Genomic DNA, 23,038 nt, shown 5'->3' on the forward strand with positions numbered 1-23,038 from the left:
ACTTGCATGAGTATTTGCCATAAAAATAGCCAGATAATAAAAAACGCGTAAATCACATTGATGTAATTTACGCGTTTTGAATGTTACGACTAACCTTAAAGGTTAGTAATAATTATTGGTTTCCACCAACAATTGCTGCAACAGCTGCTAATTCAGCAGAATCTTGTTGTACTTGCTCATGCTTATCAGAACGGTCCATTACTTCAGTAGTAATTAGGCCAGCCTCGATTTCACGTAAAGCAATTACTGTTGGTTTGTCATTTTCAGGGTCTACCAATGGTTCTTTACCGCCCGTAGCAATTTGACGAGCACGACGAGATGCGATTAACACCAAGTCAAAACGATTACCGACTTTTTCTACGGCATCTTCAACAGTTACGCGAGCCATTTGGTCACTCCAACAATTAAATTTATAAAATAGTCGCGTAGTTTACTTGATCCACAGGCAAGTAAGCAAGCACTCTACGCTAATAAATCATCAAATAAACTTTGGTGCTCGCAGGCTTGCTGACTTCTCTTTAAGCGTTGGTTGTTAACGACAGTGGTTAAATCTGCTAATGCCTGATCGAAATCATCATTAACAATAATATAATCAAACTCTTGATAATGTGAGCATTGAGCTTGCGCTTCGTCCATTCGGGCTTGAATGACTTCTTCACTGTCTTGGCCTCGGCCACGTAAGCGATTTTCTAATTCTTGCTTTGATGGTGGGCTAATAAATATCGTTGTTACGTCAGGCTTCTTCATTCTAACTTGTTGTGCACCTTGCCAATCAATATCAAGAAAAACATCAATCCCTTGAGCAAGTTGTTGATCAATAGCAATTTCACTGGTGCCGTAGAAATTACCAAATACCTCAGCGTATTCGTAAAAGTGTTTGTCAGCAATTGATTGTTTAAACTGGTCTTTACTAACAAAGTGATAGTGCTGTCCGTCAACTTCGCCGGGACGAGGCAGGCGAGTTGTGTGTGAAACAGAAACTTGCATGGGTCTCGGTGATGTTTGTTTAAGTAAGGCGGAGATTAAACTCGATTTACCTGCACCACTTGGGGCAGATAGAATGAAAAGATTGCCTTTAGTTGTCACAATTTATCCTTTGCAGCTGAGTAAATAGCAGCTAATAGTAATACCAAATGAAATAATGCGTCTAGCGCTTCAGCGTGAGCTTAAAAAAATACATTGTGCATAAACAGACTTATGCTAAGTGACAACATCAGAGTCGTTTAACTTATGCACTCATGTGGACGTATTTTTCATACATTTTAAGCCATTATCAATTTGCGACTGAATTGGGCATCGTTTCAATTGGTATAGTCAATATGAATGGCGCGCACTATACCTAAATTTTGTCGTTTTTCCCATTAATTTGTCCTCGCAAAGCGGAGCGGTTTTCAATTTAATTAGGAAACGTCGAGAGGGATTTTCTGGTTGTTTAGATCAAGTTCTAGCAGGCTGAAGGCATTTCTGGAGTCATTTTTAACTGAATATAACCGCTCATCAGCTTGTTGAATAACTTGTTCAATACTGATGTTTTTATTGGGAATTAATTGCACTGCGCCAATACTTACCGAGACATGGTAAGTATTGTTAACCGCGTGATGTGGAATAGCGAGCTCAGTTATACTGTTAAGGCAAGCCGACAATACCGTTGACGCTGTAAAGCTTTTTGAAACCGGGAAGTAAAAATAAAATTCTTCTCCGCCACAGCGAAAAATAGCGCCATGATAATCATATAGCTGTCGTTTAATGGTGTTTGCAATTTTGCGCAGCACCAGATCACCTTGATGATGTCCGTAATGATCATTATATTTTTTAAAGTGGTCTACATCGATAATGCCATACACCATTGTACTTTGTGCTTGTTTAGCAAGCAGCCAGCTTTCGGTGCTATCTTGTAGCCATTTTCGTCGATTAGGTAATTCCGTCAAACTGTCGAATAAAGCAAATTTTTTCAATAAATTTCGTTGGCGAATAATTTCTAAATGAGTATTAACACGTGCCCGAACAATACTGGAATTAAAAGGTTTTTGAATATAGTCACAGGCGCCCAGCTTTAAGCCTTTTTCTTCATTTTTTACGTCTTGTAAACCGGTAATGAAAATCACTGGAATATTGGTCAATTTCGGGTGTAGTTTTAGCTTTATCATTAGCTCAAAACCGTCTTCTTCAGGCATGAGAATATCCAATAAAATAATATCAGGATTTTCTTGTAAGGCGTGCTGAAAGCCCTGTTTAGCACTCTTACATGCCACAACGTTATAATGGTCTTTAAAAATAGATGCTAGCACTTTTAAGTTTACGCTTTCATCGTCTATACACAATATAGTGTAACGTTGTTCATTTGCTCTACGGCGTTCTTCCATGTTGAACTGCGGCATTGTTTACTACCTCCATACCAAGCTACTTTACGTCGCTTATTTTTTTCTCCAAGACTAATAATGCAGCTAAAGCTTCATCAAAGTCAAAGTTATTGACCAGTTTTAGGATGTTAACTATGTGCTGGTGGTAAGGTGTTTCATGGCCAATAGCCATTAATTCTTTCGTAATATCTTCTGCTTTAATGTTTGCGGATATTAAGCAAGGTTTTAATTTCGCTATAATTTTTTTAGCTTCTTTGATATTAAATGCTTGATCAGTTTGTATAACGGTCGTGTGATTATAAATGCGATTTAATTGGCTAATAATAAAGTCTAAATGTTTGATAACTTTGTTAAGTTTTAGTTCAATATGCAAACCTTGATGATGAATTTCGTTTTCGAGAGCGTTCGCACAGGTAGCTAATTCAAAAGCACCTATATATTGTGCTGCTGTTTTTAACGAATGCGCACTGCGATAAAGTATGTCCATTTGTGCCAATTTATAACATTGCACCATTGCTTGTGACTGCACTTGATAATTTAACCAAAAGTCATGAATAATTTCAGTATAAAGGTCTTCTTTGCCCTGAATATTTTTAACAGCTTCATCAACCGCTAAAACGGTTTCTTGGCGCAGTTTAGCTAATATGTCTTTTGAGTCGTTCGATTTCTCCGTGTTAGCTGATTTATTCTGTACAGTGTTTCTGGGCTTAATTAAGTACTGATTCAGTGTTTTGTATAATAATTCAGGGTCAATAGGTTTGGTTAGATGAAGGTTCATGCCGGCTGCGAGACTTTTTTCTACATCGCCTTTCATCGCGTGTGCGGTCATGGCAATAATGGGCAAGTCTTGTAATTTTAAGGTTTGTCGAATTTCTTTAGTAGCAGTCAACCCATCCATTTCAGGCATTTGAATATCCATCAAGACTAAATCGAAGGTTTTAGTGGCCATTTTCTCTAGGGCAATACGGCCATTTTCTGCACATTCAACGGATATTTTTGTGTCGGCTAGAAACTCTTTCGCCACTTGTTGGTTGATCATATTATCTTCAACCAACAACACGGTATAGGCGCTTAAATTCGGAGCTATAAATTCTGGATGGACATTTTCGACGGTAATACGTTCGCTCTCTTTACTTAATAATTCAATAATGGCGTCAGCTAACACAGATTGATTAATAGGTTTTTCAATAAAATCATTAATTCCAACATTAATGGCTAAAGCTTTTGCTTCGTTTTTATCGTAAGCAGAAACCATTAATATGTGTGGAAGCTTCGTTTGTGCTTGTGCATGAATTTTTTTAGTTGCTTCAATGCCGTCCATTTCAGGCATTTTCCAATCCATCATGACAATATCATAGGGGGTACCATTTTTTTCCGCAGTTAAAACCGCATCTAAAGCCTGTGCCCCATTTTCTACACCATCGGCAGAAATTTCAATATAAGATAAAGCTTCAATCAACACTTTTCTGGCAATATTACTATCATCAGCAACTAAAACTTTTAAGTTGCTTAGCATATGACGATTAACGGCTGGGATAATTTCAGCTATGTTTTCTGCATGCTCAAATTCTGCAGTAAAGCTAAATGTTGAGCCTACGTTTAGTTCGCTTTTTAGCGAAATTTCTCCATTCATAAGCTCGGTCAACTGCTTACTTATTGCTAAGCCTAAACCCGTTCCTCCGTATTTACGGGTTACTGAATCGTCGGCTTGGGTAAATGATTGAAATAATCCTTGTTGCTGTTCCTTACTCATGCCTATACCTGTGTCATGTACTGAAAATTTTAGGTAATTTGTTAGACTATTTTCCCTGTGTTTCTCAATGCAGATATGAATAGACCCTGTATGAGTAAATTTTAAAGCGTTGTTAGCCAGGTTAACAATAACTTGCTGCAAACGCAGTGGGTCACCCATTAATATTTTTGGTACATCGGGGGCTATATCAATAACAAATTCTAAACCCTTTTCATGCACTTTAAATGTACAAATATTTACCACTCTTTGTAGCATTTCATAAAGAGAAAACTCTATACACTCTAGTGTTAGTTTCTCGGCTTCTATTTTTGAAAAATCTAAAATGTCATTAATTAAGGCTAATAGTGACTTTGAAGAGTCTTGTATTTTTTCTAAATAATCTTGTTGATTAACTGATAGTTCAGTACGCAAAGCTAATTGAGATAAACCAATGACGGCATTCATTGGCGTTCTAATTTCGTGGCTCATATTAGCTAAAAAATTAGATTTAGCTTGGCTTGCCTGCTCTGCTTTAATTTTTTCTTCAGCTAACTCTTTGGTACGATCGTAAATTTGATTTTCGAGATTACGACTGTAATTTAGTATCAACTGGTAAAGCTTGGCATTATCAAAAGAAATAGCGGTTTGATCAGCAAGAAATTGTAAAACATTCACCCGTTCATCGCTAAATACGCCTTCAACATCGTAATGCTCGAGATAGACAACACCTTGTAAATTACCTTTGACAATACTAGGAAAGCAGAGAATTGATTTCGGCTGACGGTCTGCAAAATAGGGGTCAGATAAAAAATGCTCTTGAACACTGTTATGAGTTAATATTTGTGCTTTTAATGTGCGAGAAACAAGGTTAATAATAGAGTAAGGCAATTCCTGCTGTGTCGTGTTAGCAATGCCATCACTCGACAAGGCGATTTCGAGCTTTAAAATGCCATTACTTTGTAATAATAAGGCACCATTTTGAGCGCCAGCGTTTTCAATAATGATGACCATCATGCGATGCAAATATGCAGATAAGTCGATTTCACCACTTAAGGTTTCAGACGCTTTAAGAACAGAAGTAAGATCAAGTGCTTGAGTATTGTTATGTTGTTGATAACTTGGCAGGTTATCTCGGTGATGACTTTGCACTGTTAAAAGTGATTGATGTGAGATTAATAATTGTTGGGCTTTATTATTGGCGCCCCACATTTGATAACTATTAAAAGCTTGTTGGTAATAGTCTGTTGCCAGCGATTTTTTATTGACGGATAACCAATAATTACCAGCAAGTTCATTAGCAAGGGCATTGTGATGGGGCGCCGAATGCTGTTTTGCCAGTTCAATGGCTTGGTCATAACTTCGCCATGCGTTACTGTCATTCAACAAGAACTGCAATTCAGCACGGATCAGCTTTTCTTTATGGCGATAATTTTCGGGGCTGTTCTCGGCCCATTCTACAATTAAATCAAGGCTAGTATTTATCTGTTCTAGGTTTTCTAGGTAACTGGTACCTAATTGATTTGATATTTTTTTTCGGCAAAATTTAGCGCGAATTAACGCGGCATAAAAATGAAACTCGCCAAAATGATATAAAGAAAGCACTGAGTTTTTATAAGACTGTGCGAGTAACATTTGCACATGAGCTTGAGTGATATTATTAAATAAATAAGCTTGAATCATACGCGCTAAATGGTAAGCGAATAGCGTAGTGACATTTTGACTTTTCACCAGATTAGGCAACTGTAATGTCTCATCAAAGTGTTTGCCCTGTAAATTGATGGTTTGGGAGTTTTCAACTTGCAAGTTATTTGTTAACTGCTGCCACACTTGCATTATCATTAGCTGATAAGGTTGTTTTTTACTTTTCATTAACACCGCATATCGAGCCATTATTTTTTTACATTCATCCAGGCTCTCACCACTGAATAAACTATGCATACTATGGATTAATGCGGAGTGAAAAGCATAGGCAATGCTGCCACACTCAATGCTACGGTAGAAATTTCTCTCTAATGGCTTTAATGTCTGACTCAATGGGCATGTCCAATGAGAAATTGAGGATTTTTGGGTGAACTCAACTTCTACGTAGATAGGCTCAGATGGGTATTGTTGATTAACTTTTATTGCTAAATCGGCAAAGGCTGAACCTTCGGTAAAACGACTAAATACACCACATAATAGTAACCCGTGGGTGACAAATACCTTAGCACTGAGCGCAGAAATCCCGGCAGTCAAACATAACTCAAGCGAAGTGTAAGCGATGCGCATATACTCCACAGAGTTTAATAAGTAAGCTGGCGTTTGAATAGCGTTTAGAATATCTAAGGCTAATAATTGACGTTTATCTGTCATTATGGGTAAGTTTGCCAGTTCGGCAATGTTGTCTATTTTATAATATTGCTCTAATGTTAAATAATTTAGTTTTTCGTCAGTGTGAGGGAGAAAAATATCAATAGATTTTAGTGTCTCGATACCTAAATCTAAGGCTGCTTGCATTTCGTTTTGCGCAACAAGCGATAACACTTGTATTTTTGTGAAATGAGCTTGATCAATAATGTTGCTAATGAGTGGTATTTTCTGCTGGAAATGCGAGTTAACTTGGTTGTAGTCTTGTATAAAGTACAGCACATTTGCTTTGCCTAATGCGATGCTAAGGCTTAGATTATATTCATGCTGCCAATGTTGATTACTTAAATAGTTTTCAGCCTGCTCAAAGTAATAGAGCGCACTGTCATAGTCATTTACTTCTAAAGATTTTTCACCGGCAGTTTTATTAAGATGAGCGAGTAATTTTTCATTACCTTGTTCAATATAAAGAGCAGAAGCTAAGTTAACATGCTCTATGTAATCAAAAATATTATCTTCGGTTGATGAATTTTCTAGTGTGGTCGAGTTTATATCTGCTATAAAATACTGTGCGATTTTGTAATGGATAAGTGACTTTGGTAATGGGTTAGCTAGTAAATAAGCAGCTTGTTGAATTTTATCATGCGAAAAATTTATTTGTTCTAATGCTTCCATTTGCTGTTTTTGTGAAAAGGTAATTAATAAACCATCAGCAATTATCGGTCTTAACTCTCGCTCAATTTCTTCCTCTGCTACGCCAACTACTTGGGTTAATAAATCAATAGGTACAGAGCTACCAATGCAAGCAGCGTGATGTAAAATATTTTGACCTGCTTTTGAAACATGGGTTAGCCGTAAAGTCATTAATTCAATTACATTATCTGTTGCTGCAAGCTTGTGGGTTAGTTGTTCATCCCATTGCCACTGATTATTTTTATTTTTAGTTAATATTTTTTGTTTGTATAAAGACTTAATAAATTCTCTAATGAAAAATGGGTTACCATCAGTTTTCTCAAAAACGATATTAACTAAAGGCTGAATTGATTCAACTGATAGCGACAGTGTTGCTGCCATAAATTGTCCGATTGCGCTGGCATCTAGTGGTAATAATTTAATGTGGGTATTAAAAGCCTTGGTTTTCTTAATTTCTTCTAATAGTTGATTTAATGGATGCGAGAACATTAATCCATTATCACGAAAAGCAGTGATCATAAATAAATGAGTGCTATAGCTAGCTTCAACTAGATGTTGTAGCAATTGAATGCTGGCGATATCAGCCCATTGCAAGTCATCAATAAAAATAGTCAATATGCTATTTTGCTGGCCAAATGATTGTAAAAAACTGCCGATTGTAGAGTTAAAACGATTACGGGCTTCTTCTGCTGGCAACTCTACGAGTGTTGGTTGTACGCCAATAATTAGCGCTAGTTCGGGTACTAGCTCTATCAACAATTGACCGTTACCCTGCAATGCTGTTTGAAAGATACTTTTCCAGTTGGAAAGGCTGTTTTCACTTTCCCCTAAAAGTTGCTCAACAAGTTCGCTAATCGCCTGAATTAACGCAAAATAGGGGGTGTTTTTTTTATACTGCTCATATTTACCTTGTACAAAATATCCTTGCTTAGCAATAATAGGCCGGTATAACTCTTTAATGAGACGAGACTTACCAGAGCCAGAGTAGCCGCTGATTACACAAATTTGACTACTTTTATGTTGCTCAACATAATGAAAAGCTTTGAGTAAAATATCTTGTTCTTGCTTACGTCCGAATATTTCAGCAGAAAAAATAAGCTTATTATTAAAGTCTTTTTTACCGAGAGTAAAAGGTTTAATCATCGCTAAATTTTTTAAATCATTTGCACAATGAATAAGGTCTGCTTTAAGGCCATTAGCCGTTTGATAGCGCTGTGATGGTTCTTTTGCTAATAATTGTGCAAGTATACTGGCGATTACTTCTGGTAAATCGGTATTATATTTGTTGGCGCGCTCGGGGTTTTTTGCGATATGGGCATGAACGAGTTCCATTTCATCAGCATAAATGAAAGGTAATCGACCAGTAAATAAGTTGAATAAGCAGGCACCGATAGAGTAAAGATCCGAGTATACCTCAATGGCGCGATTCATTCGGCCACTAGCTTCAGGCGCTAATGTTGTTAAATATTGTCGTTCAACACTAATGTTGGCTGTTCTTTTATGTAGTGCTGAAATTTTTGTCGCAAAACTTAAATCATAAAGTCGAGGCTGAAAATTTTCGTCGATAAAAATATTATCGGGACAAATATTGTTAACAATAAAACCGAGTTGATGTAATTGGGCGTATAGCTGGCAAATATTAATAGCAATTTGTAATTTTCTGTCTAATGAAAGAGTCGTTGATGACAATTCAGCTAGGGATTGAGTTTGTGGGGAGAATGGAAATAGTGCATAACAATATTCTTGGTCGTCATACACCTCAAGCGGCGCGACTAGCTGCTTGATTGACAGTTGACTTTGTAATGATAAAAACTTTTTGAAGCGAACAAGTGTTTGGTAGTTATTGGTTTTTTTTAGGCGTTTAACTAAAAAGCTTTGCTCTTTATCATTTTTAACAATCAATATTTGTACTGAGCTTGAAACGTCTTGCTGCTCCTTTACAAAGGTGTAGCCTTGAAAATTTACCATTGGTGATCACAACCTTACTAAATTATGTCGTATTCAAATGTTGTTGATTTGAGATAAACCCTATAAAGAGTTTTATCATCGTGATTTTTACTTATCATTTGAAGAGCTAGGGAAATAAATATTCAAACAGTACTTCTTCTCAAATAGATGAATGTATTGACCCTCTTAAATTGTCTACACAATAAACGTCATCATACGCAATTATACTCGCTTGATATTGCTCGATAATTGAACATCAGCATCACTCTATTGTTAGCTATGTGGGTATCAGTAACGCGGCTGAATTTGAATGTTTATTATCCTAATAATTGATACCTTATGTAATTCTATTGCTATTAATTAGCTTAGCACCACCATAGTTAATGTACAGTGCCATTAAAAAGTTTCAACGTGTCATTGCGTAGTACTATCGTGTTCAAAAATATATTTTTTGAATTATGGTTAATAATGGCACATCTATAGCCTTCATTAGTTTTCGTTCTTCGTCACTGATTTATCTGTGTGTGCAGACAACCAAGCTTTGGCTTCTGTAATATTTTGAAATATTTCAATTTTACTTTTGAAAATATCTTTAACTATATGTTTTTGTAAATGGGTACTCAAAACAATGGCTTCCAAAACACAGCCGTTATTTTTGCACCAGTCATATAATTCTTTACCAATGTTTAAGGTTTCAGGGGAAGCTATCGATTCTTCATCCCAAACTTCAATCCTTCTCCATTGTTTAAAGTCTTTTGAGATTACAGATTTTTTTATTTCTGAAGAGTAGTATGCCAAACCAAGCTCATTAAAAGGACCTTCAACTTTAGAGATGAAGAGATCATTTTCCCAAGTAAAAGTAATTTTTCCGTGTCTATTCATATCAACCTCCCAGCGCATAATCACATCAAAAAAGTTATCTATTACACTTCTGATCGTTATTTATGTTTAGTATTTAAGCGGTTATCAATATTTCATTAGAGTGATTCACTATGCATACTCAGTGCTATCAGCTCCTATTAATTAACATATATTTTCACAAAATTTCACACAATTTCAAGTAAATAAAAACTTAAACGTTATTTTTTTAATTTGTGTTTTGAGTCTATTTACTCAGAGTACAGGTCTCAGTTTTGTGAGAATAATACAACCTTGTAGCGATAAATATTGTCGTTGCGATTGCTGACCAAATTTACGAAAAAATTATTGCATCTTAAAGGGGTTGGTTTTTTAATAATTTAATGCAAATAATATAGCTATGAACACTTTTTATTGTCCTAATAACCCAAACATTTAGTTCTATATCAAGCCCTTATTCGAGGTAATGCAACCGTGCTTTTAGCATTAAGTCTATTAAATCGTGGCTCGTAGTTCGATGTTATTGCCGGCAATATCTTTTAAATAGAGTGAGCGGCCCATTCCTTGAGCACCATATCTTTCTTCAAATTCACCCACTTCGACACCTTTGTCTTGCAGGTAGGACTTTAACTCTGCTTCATCAAATGCTTCTATTTGTAAGCAGAAGTGATCAAGGTTATTACCAGAGTTTTTTGGCGCAGGACCACCAACCTTACCTAATTCACCATGTGTTACATCTACAATATCGATAAGTGAAGACCCGGCTCTGAGCTGAGTTAAGCCAATATCATCGGGTAATTGGCGTTCAACTACACAGCCTAAAACATCGCAGTAGAAATTTATAAGTGCTTGATATTGTGCTGTGCGTAATACGATATGATCGATTGCTTTGGGTTTTATCATAAATATATTCCTTGGACTTATGTCGACAAGATAATTGCGTTCGGATTTAAAGCATATGTTCTCTTCAACCAAACCATTGCTTAAGGGTTTCCTTTGCCTTGTCTCCATGCTCTTTTTTTATATACACGGCTACAGCTGCTGTCGCGGCGACTAAAACACCTAGATCATCAGAATATCCAACAATGGGAGTAATATCAGGAATAGCATCTATCGGTGAAATAAAATAGCCAAGAGCGCCATAAACGGTTCTTTTCGCCCATTTAGGTGTATCAGCATCTTGAGCAGAATAATAAAGCTTTAATGCCGGCTCTAAAACAGCTTCCCCTGCAACTTTAGCAAAGTTTTTAGTTTTATCCCAAAAGCTATTTTCAGTGAACTCTTGTTCAAATTTATTCTCTGACATTGACCTCTCCGTTGTAATACTGGTAACAAGCTAATGAGCTAAAAATAACACTTGAGTGATAAAACACAAACGTGACTCATTGTTTGACTAAAGTAACTCAACCAATTTCATTAATTAATTTGTAGCACATTTTCAGAGAATTGAAACTTGATCGACTTTTAGCTAGTAATATTGCTATAAATATTTGCCAAAGAGGTTATAAAAATATAATTATTTTGTGGGCTATAAACGTAGTTCGGAGCATATTGACACTTTTCTACTTAATATTCGGTACGCAGTAAAATGGTGCTTATGGTTATTTCTCTTGATGCATTAATTTAATGACTTACAGCCCAATATAAGCAGGGATATAAGTCATTAGTGTATATTGCTAAATGCGCCATGTATTAGGTTAATACAGGCGCTCTTTACAATATAGTTTAGTAATTTTTATAGTACTTTTTATAGTACTTTTTATAGTACTTTTTATAGTACTTTTGCGATTGATTGAGCTAAGTAATCTACATTACTTTGTGCAATACCAGCAATGCTCATGCGGCTTGAACCTACCATATAAATGCTGTATTCATCTTGTAATTGTTGTACTTGCTCAGGCGTTAGCCCTAAGAAAGAGAACATGCCTTTTTGACGCGCAATAAAGCTAAAATCACGAGTGACACCAGCAGCAGCAATCTTATCAACTAATAGTGTACGATTACTGTTAATGCGATCGCGCATTTCTTGCAGCTCAATGTACCATTGGGCACGTAACTCGTCTGACAGCAAAATGGTTTCTACTATCGCTGCACCATGCGCTGGCGGCATTGAATAAATACAACGAACAACTTTAAGCATCACTGAATTTGCAATGTCAGCACTGTGGGTGTTTTGTGCGATAATTGAACAAGCGCCAATACGCTCACGATACAAGCCAAAGTTTTTTGAGCAAGAACTACAAACGATCATCTCTTTAACGGAATCAGCCATTAAGCGCAAACCATAAGCGTCTTCTTCTAGGCCTTCACCAAAACCTTGATATGCCATATCAATGAGAGGTAAGAAACCAACATTTTTAGCCACTTCGGCAATTTGCTGCCATTGTTCTTTCGTTAAATCCATACCACTAGGGTTATGACAACAAGCGTGAAGTAGCACGGCATCATCGGCTTTAACTTCTTTTAAAGCCGCTAGCATACCGTCAAAATCAAGGGTTTTGTTTTCATAGTCATAATAAGGATAAGTTTTAACATTTAATCCTGCGGCTTCAAATACACCAATATGATTTGTCCATGTTGGATTACTTATCCAAATAGTCGCCCCTGCTTTACAAGAATTAATAAATTCAGCAGCGACACGTAATGCTCCTGTGCCACCTGGAGTAGATACGGTACGAGTACGGTTTTCAAGCAACACTTTATGATGACCGAAAATTAATTTAGCCATTTCTTCGTTAAACAGTGATGAACCTGTTGGGCCGATATAAACTTTGGTATCTTCGGTATCAAGTCGATGTTTTTCAGCGGCTTTAACACATTTGAGCACCGCGGTGTGCCCAGCTTCATTTTTATAGACACCGACACCTAAGTCGATCTTTTTAGGATTTGTATTTGCACGATATTTAGCCGACAAGCCTAAAATAGGATCCGCAGGCAACGCTGATAAACTACCAAACATTTTGGGTATACCTTTTTACGAAGAGAGGGAGTTGAGCGAATAAACTCCGAGCTTGGAGTCGCTGCATTAAACCCTGTTATTAAAGCATAATCATAACGGCTATCAGGCTAAAATTAAAGCACAAAAATCAAAATATTCCATCGTAAATAGCCTAAAAAAATCTAGGTGATAACTGCTAGTTATAGTCGGTTAATGAATGAGTAAACACAGTTAGGATATTGAATAAATTGAAATTACTAAAATTTCAATTTCTATGTTTACCTTGTCTGACTAAAGTGTTGAGTCAGGTGAGTTTCACATGATGGAAGTTTTAGTCGTTTTTGCATTCTACAATCAGGCCGACTCGTCAGAAAGTGGGTATTTATTTCGCGCAGTTCGTAAACGTTGCAAGAAGAATGAGCAGTTTAATTAGGAAATTTGTCAAGGTCGTCAGTAACTTTTAAATATTACTGACAACCTTTGAATAACAGCACTTTAAAACTTAGTGGTAATTGCTGCGATAAAGCCGATAACACCACCGAAAATACCGCCCCAAACCACTAACCAGCCTAAATGCTCGTGGATCATCTTTTGCACAATTTCTTTAACTAGTTGTGGGGTTAATTCATTAAGGCGCTTTTCAATAATGTCGCTGACCTTATCACGCATACCTGCCATGATGCTCGGTTGTTCTAATTCTTCACGAAGAATGGCATTGAACTCTTCACTTTGGCTTATTTCAATAACCGAAGCGCGCATTTTCTCAATAAAGGGTTCGCGCATAGGCTGCAAGGCTTCAGTGCCACCCACCATCGCTAACATGCCGCCGAAAGAAGATTGTTCAACTACGCTGACTAAGTTGTCGAAGGCGGGGGATAAGTCGACTTTATTAATGACAGGTGCAAGATCAATGACCGTAGCGGGGTTATCGCTGCCGGCTAAAAATCGGTCAATGTTTTCTTCGGTAAAAAATTGTTCCATCATTAACGCACGAATGGCAATTTTAAAATCTTCAAAGCGTGCGGGTATAACCCCAGAGCCATATAAAAAAGGCACGCGCTCGAACAACATATGTATGGCAAGCCAATTAGTTATCGCGCCAGATAAGGCAAATAAACCTATGGTGAACATAATGTTATTCTCGACAATATAGCCAATAATAACAGCAATTAGGGCCAAAAAGTTGGTGATAAAACTCTTATTCACAAAAACTCCGTCAATGTTAAAGGTAGTGATTTTAGTTTAATTTTACTTATGGTATCAATTGCCTGCGTTTGCGCCAATATTTCATTTGTCAGATAGTATGTTGCATGAAGTGATAGCAGAAAATTAAAGCTTCTCGTTTGCTATTTTTGATGGAATATTAAACAATCGGTAACCTAGCTTGATAAAAATAAAAATAAAAATAAAAATAAAGGGATCTCATGAAACTTCGGAAAATATTTTTAAGCCAGATAATAATTTGTAGCTGTTTAACGTTGTCGTTAAATACATTGGTAAATGCCGAGCAAAATGTCCAACAACAAAGAACAACAAAAATAGCAAGCCAAAGTGATGATAGTAAACAAGACGAATGGCGAACGGTTGCCATTGAGAACATGGTGTTATTAACTTTGCCTCATGGTGAAGTCGTGATTGAATTAGCGCCGCAATTTTCTCCTAAGCATGTTGAACAATTTATCCGTTTAACTCAAGATGGCCACTACGATGACAACAAATTTTATCGGGTTATTGATGGCTTTGTCGCACAAGCAGGCCCAGAAGAAGACAGCATTGCTGATAGTTCAGTACCTTTATTAGCACTTGAAGGAGAATGGCCTACGGATAAAAACTGGTTGTTCACCTTAGTGCAAAAAAAAGACCTATTTGCTGAACAAACGGGCTTTAAGGATGGCTTTGCGGTTGGGCATAACCCCAGTGAAAACAAAGCATGGCTAACGCACTGTCCTGGTATTATAGCTATGGCACGTGGTAACGATGCAGATTCAGGCTCTAGCCATTTCTATATTACTAATGGTCAAGCACCTAGGTATCTAGACCGAATTATGAGCATATTTGGCCGAGTTATTTATGGCATGAACCATGTGCAAGCGATAACACGCACGGCAACTATAGAAGGTGAAACTGAAGTTGCCAATGCTACTTATACCCCCATAGTGTCGATGCAAATGATGGCAGACGTACCACCATCCGAGCAAATTCATTTAGCAGTAAAAAATACAGAAAGTAAATTATTTGCCACTAAATTAGCCGAGCGTATCAAACGCGATAATGCTTTCTTTTTTAAGAAACCACCACCAGTGCTTGATGTCTGCCAAACGCCAGTATTGACACGCTTACTTGCTAATAACAATAAGAATAAACCCATAAAAAAAAGTCCATAAAGCTGACTTGGCTTGAATAATGATTAAGGCTTAGCATTACGTTGTTTATATTTTTCTTTCGCTTTGCGGCCTTTGCGATAAAGCGCTGGCCGTAACGCTCTTCTAAGTTTTGGAAATAAGTAAGAAACGGTGGTTAGCCAACCACTGGCTCTTGGTAATGATATTTCAATTGCTTCTCCGCGCGCCACACTCACAATCGCGTCGGCAACTTGTTGCGCAGTGCTCATCGGTTGTGAGAATACAATGTCTTCTACTTTATCTATTTCTGACATAATAAAGCCTGTATTAATAGGCCCTGGTGAGACTACGCCAACATAAATGCTCGTGCCCTGTAATTCATCAGCTAAAGAGTAAGTGAATGCTCGCAAACCGGCTTTTGTTGCCGCGTAAGTTGCTGCGCCTTGCAACGGAGTTCTGCCCGCAAGCGAGCCGACATTTACTATCGCACCGCCACCAGCTTTACGTAAATAGGGCAATATTAAGCACGATAATTGGATTGGCGCGCGTAGGTTAACATCAACCATTTTCGCCAAGTCATTCGCGTTATTACGCTCTACCTCACCACGTTGATGAAAACCTGCATTGTTAATCAAAACATCAACTGAACCAAATGCTTGTTCTGCTTTAATCAGTAAGTTTTCATTGGCTGTAGGATCGTTTATGTCCATAGCAATATTGATGACCGATGTTATTGCCGTGAGTTCTTCGGTAATTTTATCTAGTGCTACTTGGCCACGAGCCACCAACACTAAATTTGCGCCTAAACATGCAAAACTTCTTGCTGTTGCAGCGCCAACGCCCGCTGAAGCACCAGTTATGATGACCGTTTTATTTTTAAAATCATTATTCATCGTGTTTTCTCTTAAGGTTGCTTATATGTTGTGCTTATTAGGAGTGATGATGTGTATTTTGTTACAGAATATTATGTAAATATCATGTTAAAGTGGGTGAAAAAACATTAACAATTTCATAAGATAGCAGCATAACAATAAAGGGCTCGATAATGAAAATAAAATATTTAGCGGCAGTCATTGTCGCCAGCTTCACACTCTCGGCTTGTATAGCAACGCAGACTAACCAAAACTCAACACCTCAAAGTGCGGCAATTGAAACCAATAACAATAAAGTATTCAGTCAGAATTATGTTTTTAAAGAGTTAGCTAATGGCTTGCGGGTATTAATTGTTAAAACCGATTATCCTGATTTAGTTTCTGTGCAAATTCCAGTATCCGTTGGCGCTCGTGACGAAGACGAAGTAGGAAAAACCGGCTTCGCACACTTTTTCGAACATATGATGTTCAAAGGCTCAGAGAAATACCCACAAGCGGTTTATGCGGATTTATTTAAAAATGCCGGTGTAGATAACGGCGCGTACACCACCAACGATTACACTAATTATCATTTAGATTTTTCTAAAGATCACTTAGAAAAAGTATTAGAGATTCAAGCTGACCATTTTAAAAATCTCACTTACACCGAAGCACAATTTAAAACTGAGGCCTTGACGGTAAAGGGTGAATACTTAAAAAATAATGCCAGCCCAACCAGAAAATTACTCGCGGCCGTACGTAAGGAAGCTTTTGATAGCCATACTTATAAACATACCACCATGGGCTTTTTCGAAGATGTAGAAGCTATGCCTGAGCAATCAGCTTATGGTGAAAAATTCTTTAAACAGTTTTATAAGCCTGAATATGTGTCGTTAGTTATTGTCGGTGATGTAGAGCCAGAAGCAACCATGGCGATGGTAGAAAAGCATTGGGGTAATTGGAAAAAAGGTGACTTTGTAAACAACATTGCGCCAGAGCCAAAACAACAAGCAGCAAAATATGTCCATGAAAAATTCGACGGCTTACCAGGTCATTGGTTATTAGTGTCGTATAAAGGCACTGACTGGCAACCGAAGAAAAAAGATCGCGCCGCATTAGATTTAATATCGGAATTGTACTTTTCAAATAACTCAGCACTGTATCAAGAGTTAGTAGTAGAAAAACAGTTGGCAAGCCAAATGTTTAACTATAACCCAGCAACCAAAGATGCCGGTCTACGTCACGTATTTATTAAAGTCAATGAAGAGCAAGATTTAGTCACTGTGCGTGATGCTATTAACCGCACTTATGCACAGGTACGTACTGAACTCGTGTCAGAGGAAAAACTCGATAATTTAAAATCTAACTTAAAATATAGCTTTGTGAATAGTTTAGATTCATCAGAGGCAATCGCATCGACATTAGCGAGCTACATGCATTTTGATCGCGATCCTGAAACCATTAACCACCTATATAACAGCTTCGATAATATTTCTACAGAAGACATTAAACGTATTGCTAATAAATATTTTATTGATGAAAACCGCACAACCGTTACATTATCGGCATTAGATAAAGTCGCAGGTTTTGAGCAAGAAGTTACGTTAAACGCAGCAGTAGCGAACCTTAAACTGAAAAAGGCTCAGCCAAATAAAGCGCAATTTTCGGTATTAGACAAAACAAATGACTCACCGTTAATTGATGTGAACTTTTTGTTTTATACCGGCGCAGCAGCTGATCCTGTCGGCAAAAAAGGCGTAGCAGCGTTAATGGCACGTATGTTAACGCAAGGGGGGTCAAATACCCGAAGTTATAAAGAAATTCAACAAGGTTTATATCCATTAGCCGGACAATTTTCTTCGCAACTTGATAAAGAAATGATGTCATTTACGGGTCGAGTTCATAAGGACAATGCCGAGTCTTGGTATCAATTGATCAGTGACCAATTATTAAACCCGGGTTGGCGCGAAGATGACTTTAAACGTCTGAAAAAAGAGTTAATTGATGGCATTAAATCAGGGCTTAAGGCTTCTAATGATGAAGAGCTAGGTAAAGAAGTGCTTTATAGCGAACTTTATCAAGGCCATGCTTACGAGCATTTTAACAGTGGTGACTTGTCTGATCTAGACGCAATTACCCTTGAAGATGTTAAGGCTTTTTATAACGCTCAGCTCACCCAAGCTAAATTGCATGTTGGTATTACGGGGGCGCTATCGCGTGCTTTAAAAATGCAAATGTTTAGTGATCTCGCAAAGTTACCTGTAGGTGATGAAAAACGTTTAAATATTTCGAAGGCGCCAGTATTAAAAGGTCATCATGCGACCATCGTCGAAAAGAATGCGCAATCAACGGCGGTTTCTTTCGGTTTTCCAATCGAGACGATTCGTAACGATAAAGATTGGGCCGCATTATGGTTAGTACGTTCATACTTTGGTGAGCATAGAAGTTCGAATAGTTACTTATATCAACAAATACGCCAAGAACGCGGGATGAACTACGGTGATTATGCTTATATTGAGTACTTTCCACGTGGTATGCACCAAACAAAACCTGATGCTAACTTAGGCCGTTCAAGCCAAATTTTTCAAGTATGGTTACGCCCATTACGTTCAAATAATGACGCCCATTTCGCGACACGTGCAGCGTTATATGAATTGGACAAATTGATTGAAAATGGTATGAGCGAAAAAGACTTCCAAGCAACACGTAATTATTTAACTAACTATGCGCCACAGCTTGTAGCCAGCCAAGATCAGCAACTAGGTTATGCGCTTGATAGTGAATTTTATCAAACAGATGAATTTGTTAAATATGTGCGAGAACAATTTGCAAAGCTATCGTTAGCAGATGTGAATAGAGTGATTAAAGCAAACTTACAAACCGATAACATTCACTACGTCTTTATTTCAGGCGACGGTGAAGACATGAAAAAGCGTTTGTTGTCAGAACAAATTTCACCATTGAAATATAATTCTGAAAAGTCACCTGCGCTATTAGCAACCGATAAAATTATTGAAAGTTATAAACTGACACTACCAAGTAAAAACGTGGAAGTAATCGCAGTGGATGCACTATTTAATTAACTAACGTCATAAGCTAACTTGTTATAAAACACCACGCTTGTCGTGGTGTTTTTATTTAGGCTTTACGATATATCGCGCCTTGATGCACATGAGCGAAAAGTTGAAGCCTTTTACATACATACTCTATTTATGATCCTTGGTCATCGTTCCGAGTAATAATAGAATTAACGCTAAATGAAAGTACATCTTGATCTTTAAAGGTTAAATCTTCGTAGTTAATTGATACAATCACAGCTCTCGTTCATCTACCATTCATTTTTCTTTGGTATGATGAAGACAATTTATTCAATTAGTATTACTTTCTTCAAGGTAGCATTTATGCAGTTTAAAAAATCCATCATCAGTGTCGTTGTTTTGTCTTTAGCATTCGCAGGTTGTGCAAGCACCAATAAAGAAAAAGGTGCTGCTATTGGCGCTATTACCGGTGCAGTTATCGGTAAATCTACGAGTAATCATAAAAATAAACGTGCGGTTTGGGGCGCTGCTATAGGTGCTCTTGCGGGTGTTGCGATTGGCGATTATATGGATAAACAAGAGCAAGAGTTTCGTGACGAATTATCGGGTTCTGGTATTGAAGTGGTGCGTGAAGGCGATAACCTACGCTTAATTATGCCGGCCAATATTACATTTGCGACCGGCCAAGCTTACATTACTTCTGGCTTTTACAGCACACTGGACGATATTGCACGAGTGTTAAATAAATATGAAAAAACTTTGCTCAGTATTGAAGGTCATACCGATAGTCAAGGTGCAGCAGAGTTTAATCAAAACTTATCTGAACAACGTGCCGGTAGTGTTAAGCAATACTTAACCAACCAAAACATTCTTGCTAGTCGATTACAAACCATAGGTTACGGCGAGTCGCGAGCCGTCGCTGACAACGCTAGTGCTAATGGCAGGGCACTGAATCGTCGGGTTGAAATTCAAATTATTCCAAACCAAGCATAGCTAAATTATTAAGTTATTTCGCTGAACTAAAAGGTTGAGCCAAAATACCGCGCATTGTCGCGGTATTTTTTTGGAAAAATATCGGCAAGTAAGCAAAATATTGTATCAAAAAGAAAACTCAGCTAATGTCATAAATAATAAGATAACCAACAAAGGCACTAATACTCGGTCTGACAATTACCGAATTTATTTCAGCTAATTATGGGTGAAAAGGATTATGGAATTATTTGATATTAATATTGATGAAGTGATGAAAAATCTGATGCAGCTATTAATCGCGTTAGTTTTACCGTTTATGACGGCATGGGAAAGAGAAGCGAGCAGTAGATCTGCGGGCTTAAGAACCTTTCCTTTGGTGTCTATGGCAGCTTGTACCTTTACTATACTTGCAATGTCGATATTTAATGATCAAGACGCTCAATCTAAAGTTATTGCCGGCATTGTTACCGGTATTGGCTTTATCGGTGGTGGTGCCATTTTAAAAGACTCGTCGCAAGTAAGCGGGACTTCAACGGCGGCCGCTATTTGGTCTACCGGCGCTATTGGTATTGCAGTTGGCTTAGAACGTATAGAAATTGCTATCGCATTGAGTATTATGACCTTTGCAACCCTTAAAGTTATAGGTCGAGTGAAAAAAGAAGTGCCTAAAGAGTGATTTTAAAGAAATTATACTTATTATGTTGTTGTAAAAATAGCGCCTCCTTAACGCCATTTTATTTTGTCTTTCTTAATAGCGGTAGTGCTTAAAGCATTATTGAGTATGGTCAGTTTGACAGTTCTGGTTTTTTTTCTGATGGTACCAGCAATAATATTGGCCTGTTTGCATATAAGGATTGCTCGGACGATATTGGCTCTTTTTTTTAAGCATCTGATAAAGCGCGGTTAAGTCGATTAGCATTACGGTTACCTCTAGATAATTTATTAACTACAAAATTGGTTACGACCATATGTTTTTGCTTGGTAAAGCTTGACGTCGGCCTGATTAATAAAGTCTTTAATGGCAAAATTTATTTCAGCGTCGAAAGTAGGTGAATGGCATACTACACCGGCACTAATGGTGATGTTCGGATGTTTGGCATCAGCCGCGTGTGAAATATTTAACTTATTAACATCGTTTACTAAATTGTGGGCTATTTTTTTAGCGCCTTGTAAGTCTGTAAATGGAAGCAACACAACAAATTCTTCACCACCAAACCTAGCGACAAGGTCTGTAGTGCGCTTTTTAGTCGCCACCAAGCATTGGGCTACTAAGGTTAAGCATTCATCACCTTTTACATGACCAAATTCGTCGTTGTAATGTTTAAAGTGATCAATATCTATCATAATTAGCGATATCTCTCCTGCTGCTCTCATGGTCATTTGCCAGTCAAGGGCTAACTGGCTATCAAAGCACCCTCTATTGGCGATTCCTGTTAAGCCATCAGTTTTTGAAACTTGCTCTAGTTCTTTAGTGTGCTTTACTAATTTTATGTGGTTTTTAACACGATTGAATAATATTTGAGGCAGGGTATCTGAGGCAATATAGTCAATAGCACCTAAAGCTAGCATTTACACCTCTTCATGTTCGCTGTAATGCTCGCTAACAAAGATCATTTGAATATGCTCCGTTGACTTGTGCTGCTTAACAAATTTGCAAACATCCAAGCTTGTTACTTGAGCTAATTGTGTTGATGAAAGTACCATATCAACTTTGCCATTTAAAATAGCCTTTAATGCCGTTAAGCCATCTTTTGCGGTTTGTATGTGAAAGTGAGCACTAAAAATATTACGCCAATTAGCCAATTGATGTTCAAATTCATGTACAAGCAATAAAGTTAACTGACCGTTATTTTTTGGTGCTAGTTGATTACCCATAACAGCGGACTTTATTGAGTAAATATTGTCTTGAGATAGTTTTGGTGTAGCCATATTGTCCTGCCAAATAATTATCTAGAGCAAAAAAGATAAATATTGAAATAATATTAAATCTGCACGCAAATACAACTAGATCAATAACTTAATTAAGTTGATAAAAGCAAGAGTAAAACAAAAGCACACCTTAAGTGTGCTTTGAATACATTGTTGTGAAAATTAATGTTTAGCAACTTTCACTTTAGTGACTTTTAATTTATCAACAACAGATTTAACGTCAGTTGTGTTTTTAGCTATCGCAATAGCGAGTTGTTTTGCTGCATTTGAATCAACCTTACCTGATAATGTAACCACTGCTTGCTTTACGTCTACCTCAATGCCTGTGCCACTAACTTCTGATTCAAATAACAGTTTTGTTTTAACAACCGTAGCAATTTTTGAGTCAGTTAATGCTATTAACATTTTACTGTCTTGGTGTGATTTTTCATTTATGACCGTTAATCGGTTATCGACTGAATTTACGCCTTTAAGGCTTGCAACTAACTCTTCTGCCAATGCTTTATCAACGTTACTTTCAACTTTACCTGTGAGAATGACTACGCCGTTTTTCACATCGGTATTAATATCAAAAGAATTCAAGTGTGTGTTAAATAATAAAGTACTCTCTGCTTTACCGTCTAACCATGCATCTTTTGATATATCTTTCCATGTATTCTCAGCATATGCGGCTGAACCCACTGTTAATAATGTTATTGCAATAATCGAACGAATTGAGTTTTTCATATTACTCTCCTTTAAGTTTGGTCAAGGTTACTAAAGCTAAAGTCGTGCCAGTTAATCATCTAGTTGATTTATAATGATATATTTTATTTTTCATAATTTTTTTGGTAAAAAAATCACCTTTTTTACAGGTTTAGTTGTAAAAAATACAGAGGGAGAAAAAGTGCTAAACGTACGTACTAAATTATTATAAGCTTTGATAAGTGAGTTCAGGGGGACGAAAGTTTTTTCACAATTATAGCGATGGCAGGCTATATTTTAGATGAGTTAAAATGAAAGTTACTCAGGCTTTGCTCAATCAACACCCTA

The 23,038-nt window shown here is 37.2% G+C and carries 17 protein-coding genes; 4 read left to right on the plus strand and 13 right to left on the minus strand.

What is annotated here, in order from left to right; all coding sequences use genetic code 11:
* Positions 1-112: 112 nt before the first annotated feature.
* The 9 genes from rpoZ to B5D82_RS08870 all read right to left on the minus strand — a co-directional run bounded on the left by rpoZ (position 113) and on the right by B5D82_RS08870 (position 14,080).
* Positions 113-388, minus strand: coding sequence for a DNA-directed RNA polymerase subunit omega (rpoZ, locus tag B5D82_RS08830; RefSeq protein WP_081150885.1), 276 nt, complete (start codon positions 386-388; stop codon positions 113-115).
* Between the two features lie 74 nt (positions 389-462).
* Positions 463-1,086: a guanylate kinase gene (gene gmk, locus B5D82_RS08835; protein ID WP_081150887.1), complete on the minus strand. Its 624-nt coding sequence runs from the start codon at positions 1,084-1,086 to the stop codon at positions 463-465.
* Between the two features lie 314 nt (positions 1,087-1,400).
* Positions 1,401-2,378 carry a diguanylate cyclase domain-containing protein gene (locus tag B5D82_RS08840; protein WP_081150889.1) on the minus strand — a complete coding sequence of 326 codons (978 nt, stop codon included), beginning with the start codon at positions 2,376-2,378 and terminating at the stop codon, positions 1,401-1,403.
* Positions 2,379-2,400: 22 nt separating this feature from the next.
* Positions 2,401-9,099, minus strand: a complete 6,699-nt coding sequence (locus B5D82_RS08845) for an ATP-binding hybrid sensor histidine kinase/response regulator (protein WP_081150891.1) — start codon at positions 9,097-9,099, stop codon at positions 2,401-2,403.
* A gap of 468 nt (positions 9,100-9,567) precedes the next feature.
* Entirely contained in the window at positions 9,568-9,960 is a 393-nt protein-coding gene (locus B5D82_RS08850) for a hypothetical protein (RefSeq protein WP_157673861.1), read from the minus strand.
* Between the two features lie 471 nt (positions 9,961-10,431).
* The gene (locus B5D82_RS08855; protein WP_081150895.1) at positions 10,432-10,839 is read right to left on the minus strand and encodes a VOC family protein; all 408 of its coding nucleotides are present in this window, start codon (positions 10,837-10,839) and stop codon (positions 10,432-10,434) included.
* A 64-nt stretch (positions 10,840-10,903) separates the two neighbouring features.
* The gene (locus tag B5D82_RS08860) at positions 10,904-11,242 is read right to left on the minus strand and encodes a YkvA family protein (protein WP_081150897.1); all 339 of its coding nucleotides are present in this window, start codon (positions 11,240-11,242) and stop codon (positions 10,904-10,906) included.
* Positions 11,243-11,707: 465 nt separating this feature from the next.
* A complete protein-coding gene (locus tag B5D82_RS08865; RefSeq protein WP_081150900.1) occupies positions 11,708-12,895 on the minus strand; it encodes an amino acid aminotransferase in 1,188 nt (395 codons plus the stop codon).
* Between the two features lie 474 nt (positions 12,896-13,369).
* On the minus strand, positions 13,370-14,080 hold the full coding sequence (locus B5D82_RS08870; protein ID WP_081150902.1) for a DUF445 domain-containing protein: 711 nt from the start codon (positions 14,078-14,080) through the stop codon (positions 13,370-13,372).
* A gap of 218 nt (positions 14,081-14,298) precedes the next feature.
* On the opposite strand from B5D82_RS08870, the gene B5D82_RS08875 reads away from it, so the two are divergent.
* Complete coding sequence (locus B5D82_RS08875) at positions 14,299-15,258, plus strand: peptidylprolyl isomerase (RefSeq protein ID WP_081150904.1); 960 nt, start codon at positions 14,299-14,301, stop codon at positions 15,256-15,258.
* A gap of 23 nt (positions 15,259-15,281) precedes the next feature.
* Here the strand turns inward: B5D82_RS08875 and B5D82_RS08880 are convergent, their stop codons facing one another.
* A complete protein-coding gene (locus B5D82_RS08880; RefSeq protein WP_081150906.1) occupies positions 15,282-16,109 on the minus strand; it encodes an SDR family NAD(P)-dependent oxidoreductase in 828 nt (275 codons plus the stop codon).
* Positions 16,110-16,261: 152 nt separating this feature from the next.
* Between B5D82_RS08880 and B5D82_RS08885 the strand changes: the two genes are divergently transcribed.
* The 3 genes from B5D82_RS08885 (at position 16,262) to B5D82_RS08895 (ending at position 20,753) form a co-directional block, all read left to right on the plus strand.
* Entirely contained in the window at positions 16,262-19,150 is a 2,889-nt protein-coding gene (locus tag B5D82_RS08885) for a M16 family metallopeptidase (RefSeq protein WP_081150908.1), read from the plus strand.
* A 318-nt stretch (positions 19,151-19,468) separates the two neighbouring features.
* Positions 19,469-20,098, plus strand: a complete 630-nt coding sequence (locus B5D82_RS08890) for a YiaD family glycine zipper/OmpA-like lipoprotein (RefSeq protein ID WP_081150910.1) — start codon at positions 19,469-19,471, stop codon at positions 20,096-20,098.
* A 217-nt stretch (positions 20,099-20,315) separates the two neighbouring features.
* A complete protein-coding gene (locus B5D82_RS08895; protein WP_081150912.1) occupies positions 20,316-20,753 on the plus strand; it encodes an MgtC/SapB family protein in 438 nt (145 codons plus the stop codon).
* A 266-nt stretch (positions 20,754-21,019) separates the two neighbouring features.
* Here B5D82_RS08895 and B5D82_RS08900 read toward each other — a convergent pair whose 3' ends face one another.
* The 3 genes from B5D82_RS08900 to B5D82_RS08910 form a co-directional block, all read right to left on the minus strand.
* Positions 21,020-21,646 carry a GGDEF domain-containing protein gene (locus B5D82_RS08900; protein ID WP_081150914.1) on the minus strand — a complete coding sequence of 209 codons (627 nt, stop codon included), beginning with the start codon at positions 21,644-21,646 and terminating at the stop codon, positions 21,020-21,022.
* Positions 21,647-22,006, minus strand: coding sequence for a PleD family two-component system response regulator (locus B5D82_RS08905; protein ID WP_081150916.1), 360 nt, complete (start codon positions 22,004-22,006; stop codon positions 21,647-21,649). It lies immediately after the preceding gene.
* Positions 22,007-22,168: 162 nt separating this feature from the next.
* Positions 22,169-22,732: a BON domain-containing protein gene (locus tag B5D82_RS08910; protein WP_081150918.1), complete on the minus strand. Its 564-nt coding sequence runs from the start codon at positions 22,730-22,732 to the stop codon at positions 22,169-22,171.
* Between the last annotated feature and the right edge of the window lie 306 nt (positions 22,733-23,038).

The sequence above is a fragment of the Cognaticolwellia beringensis genome (assembly GCF_002076895.1).
Lineage (GTDB): Bacteria > Pseudomonadota > Gammaproteobacteria > Enterobacterales > Alteromonadaceae > Cognaticolwellia > Cognaticolwellia beringensis.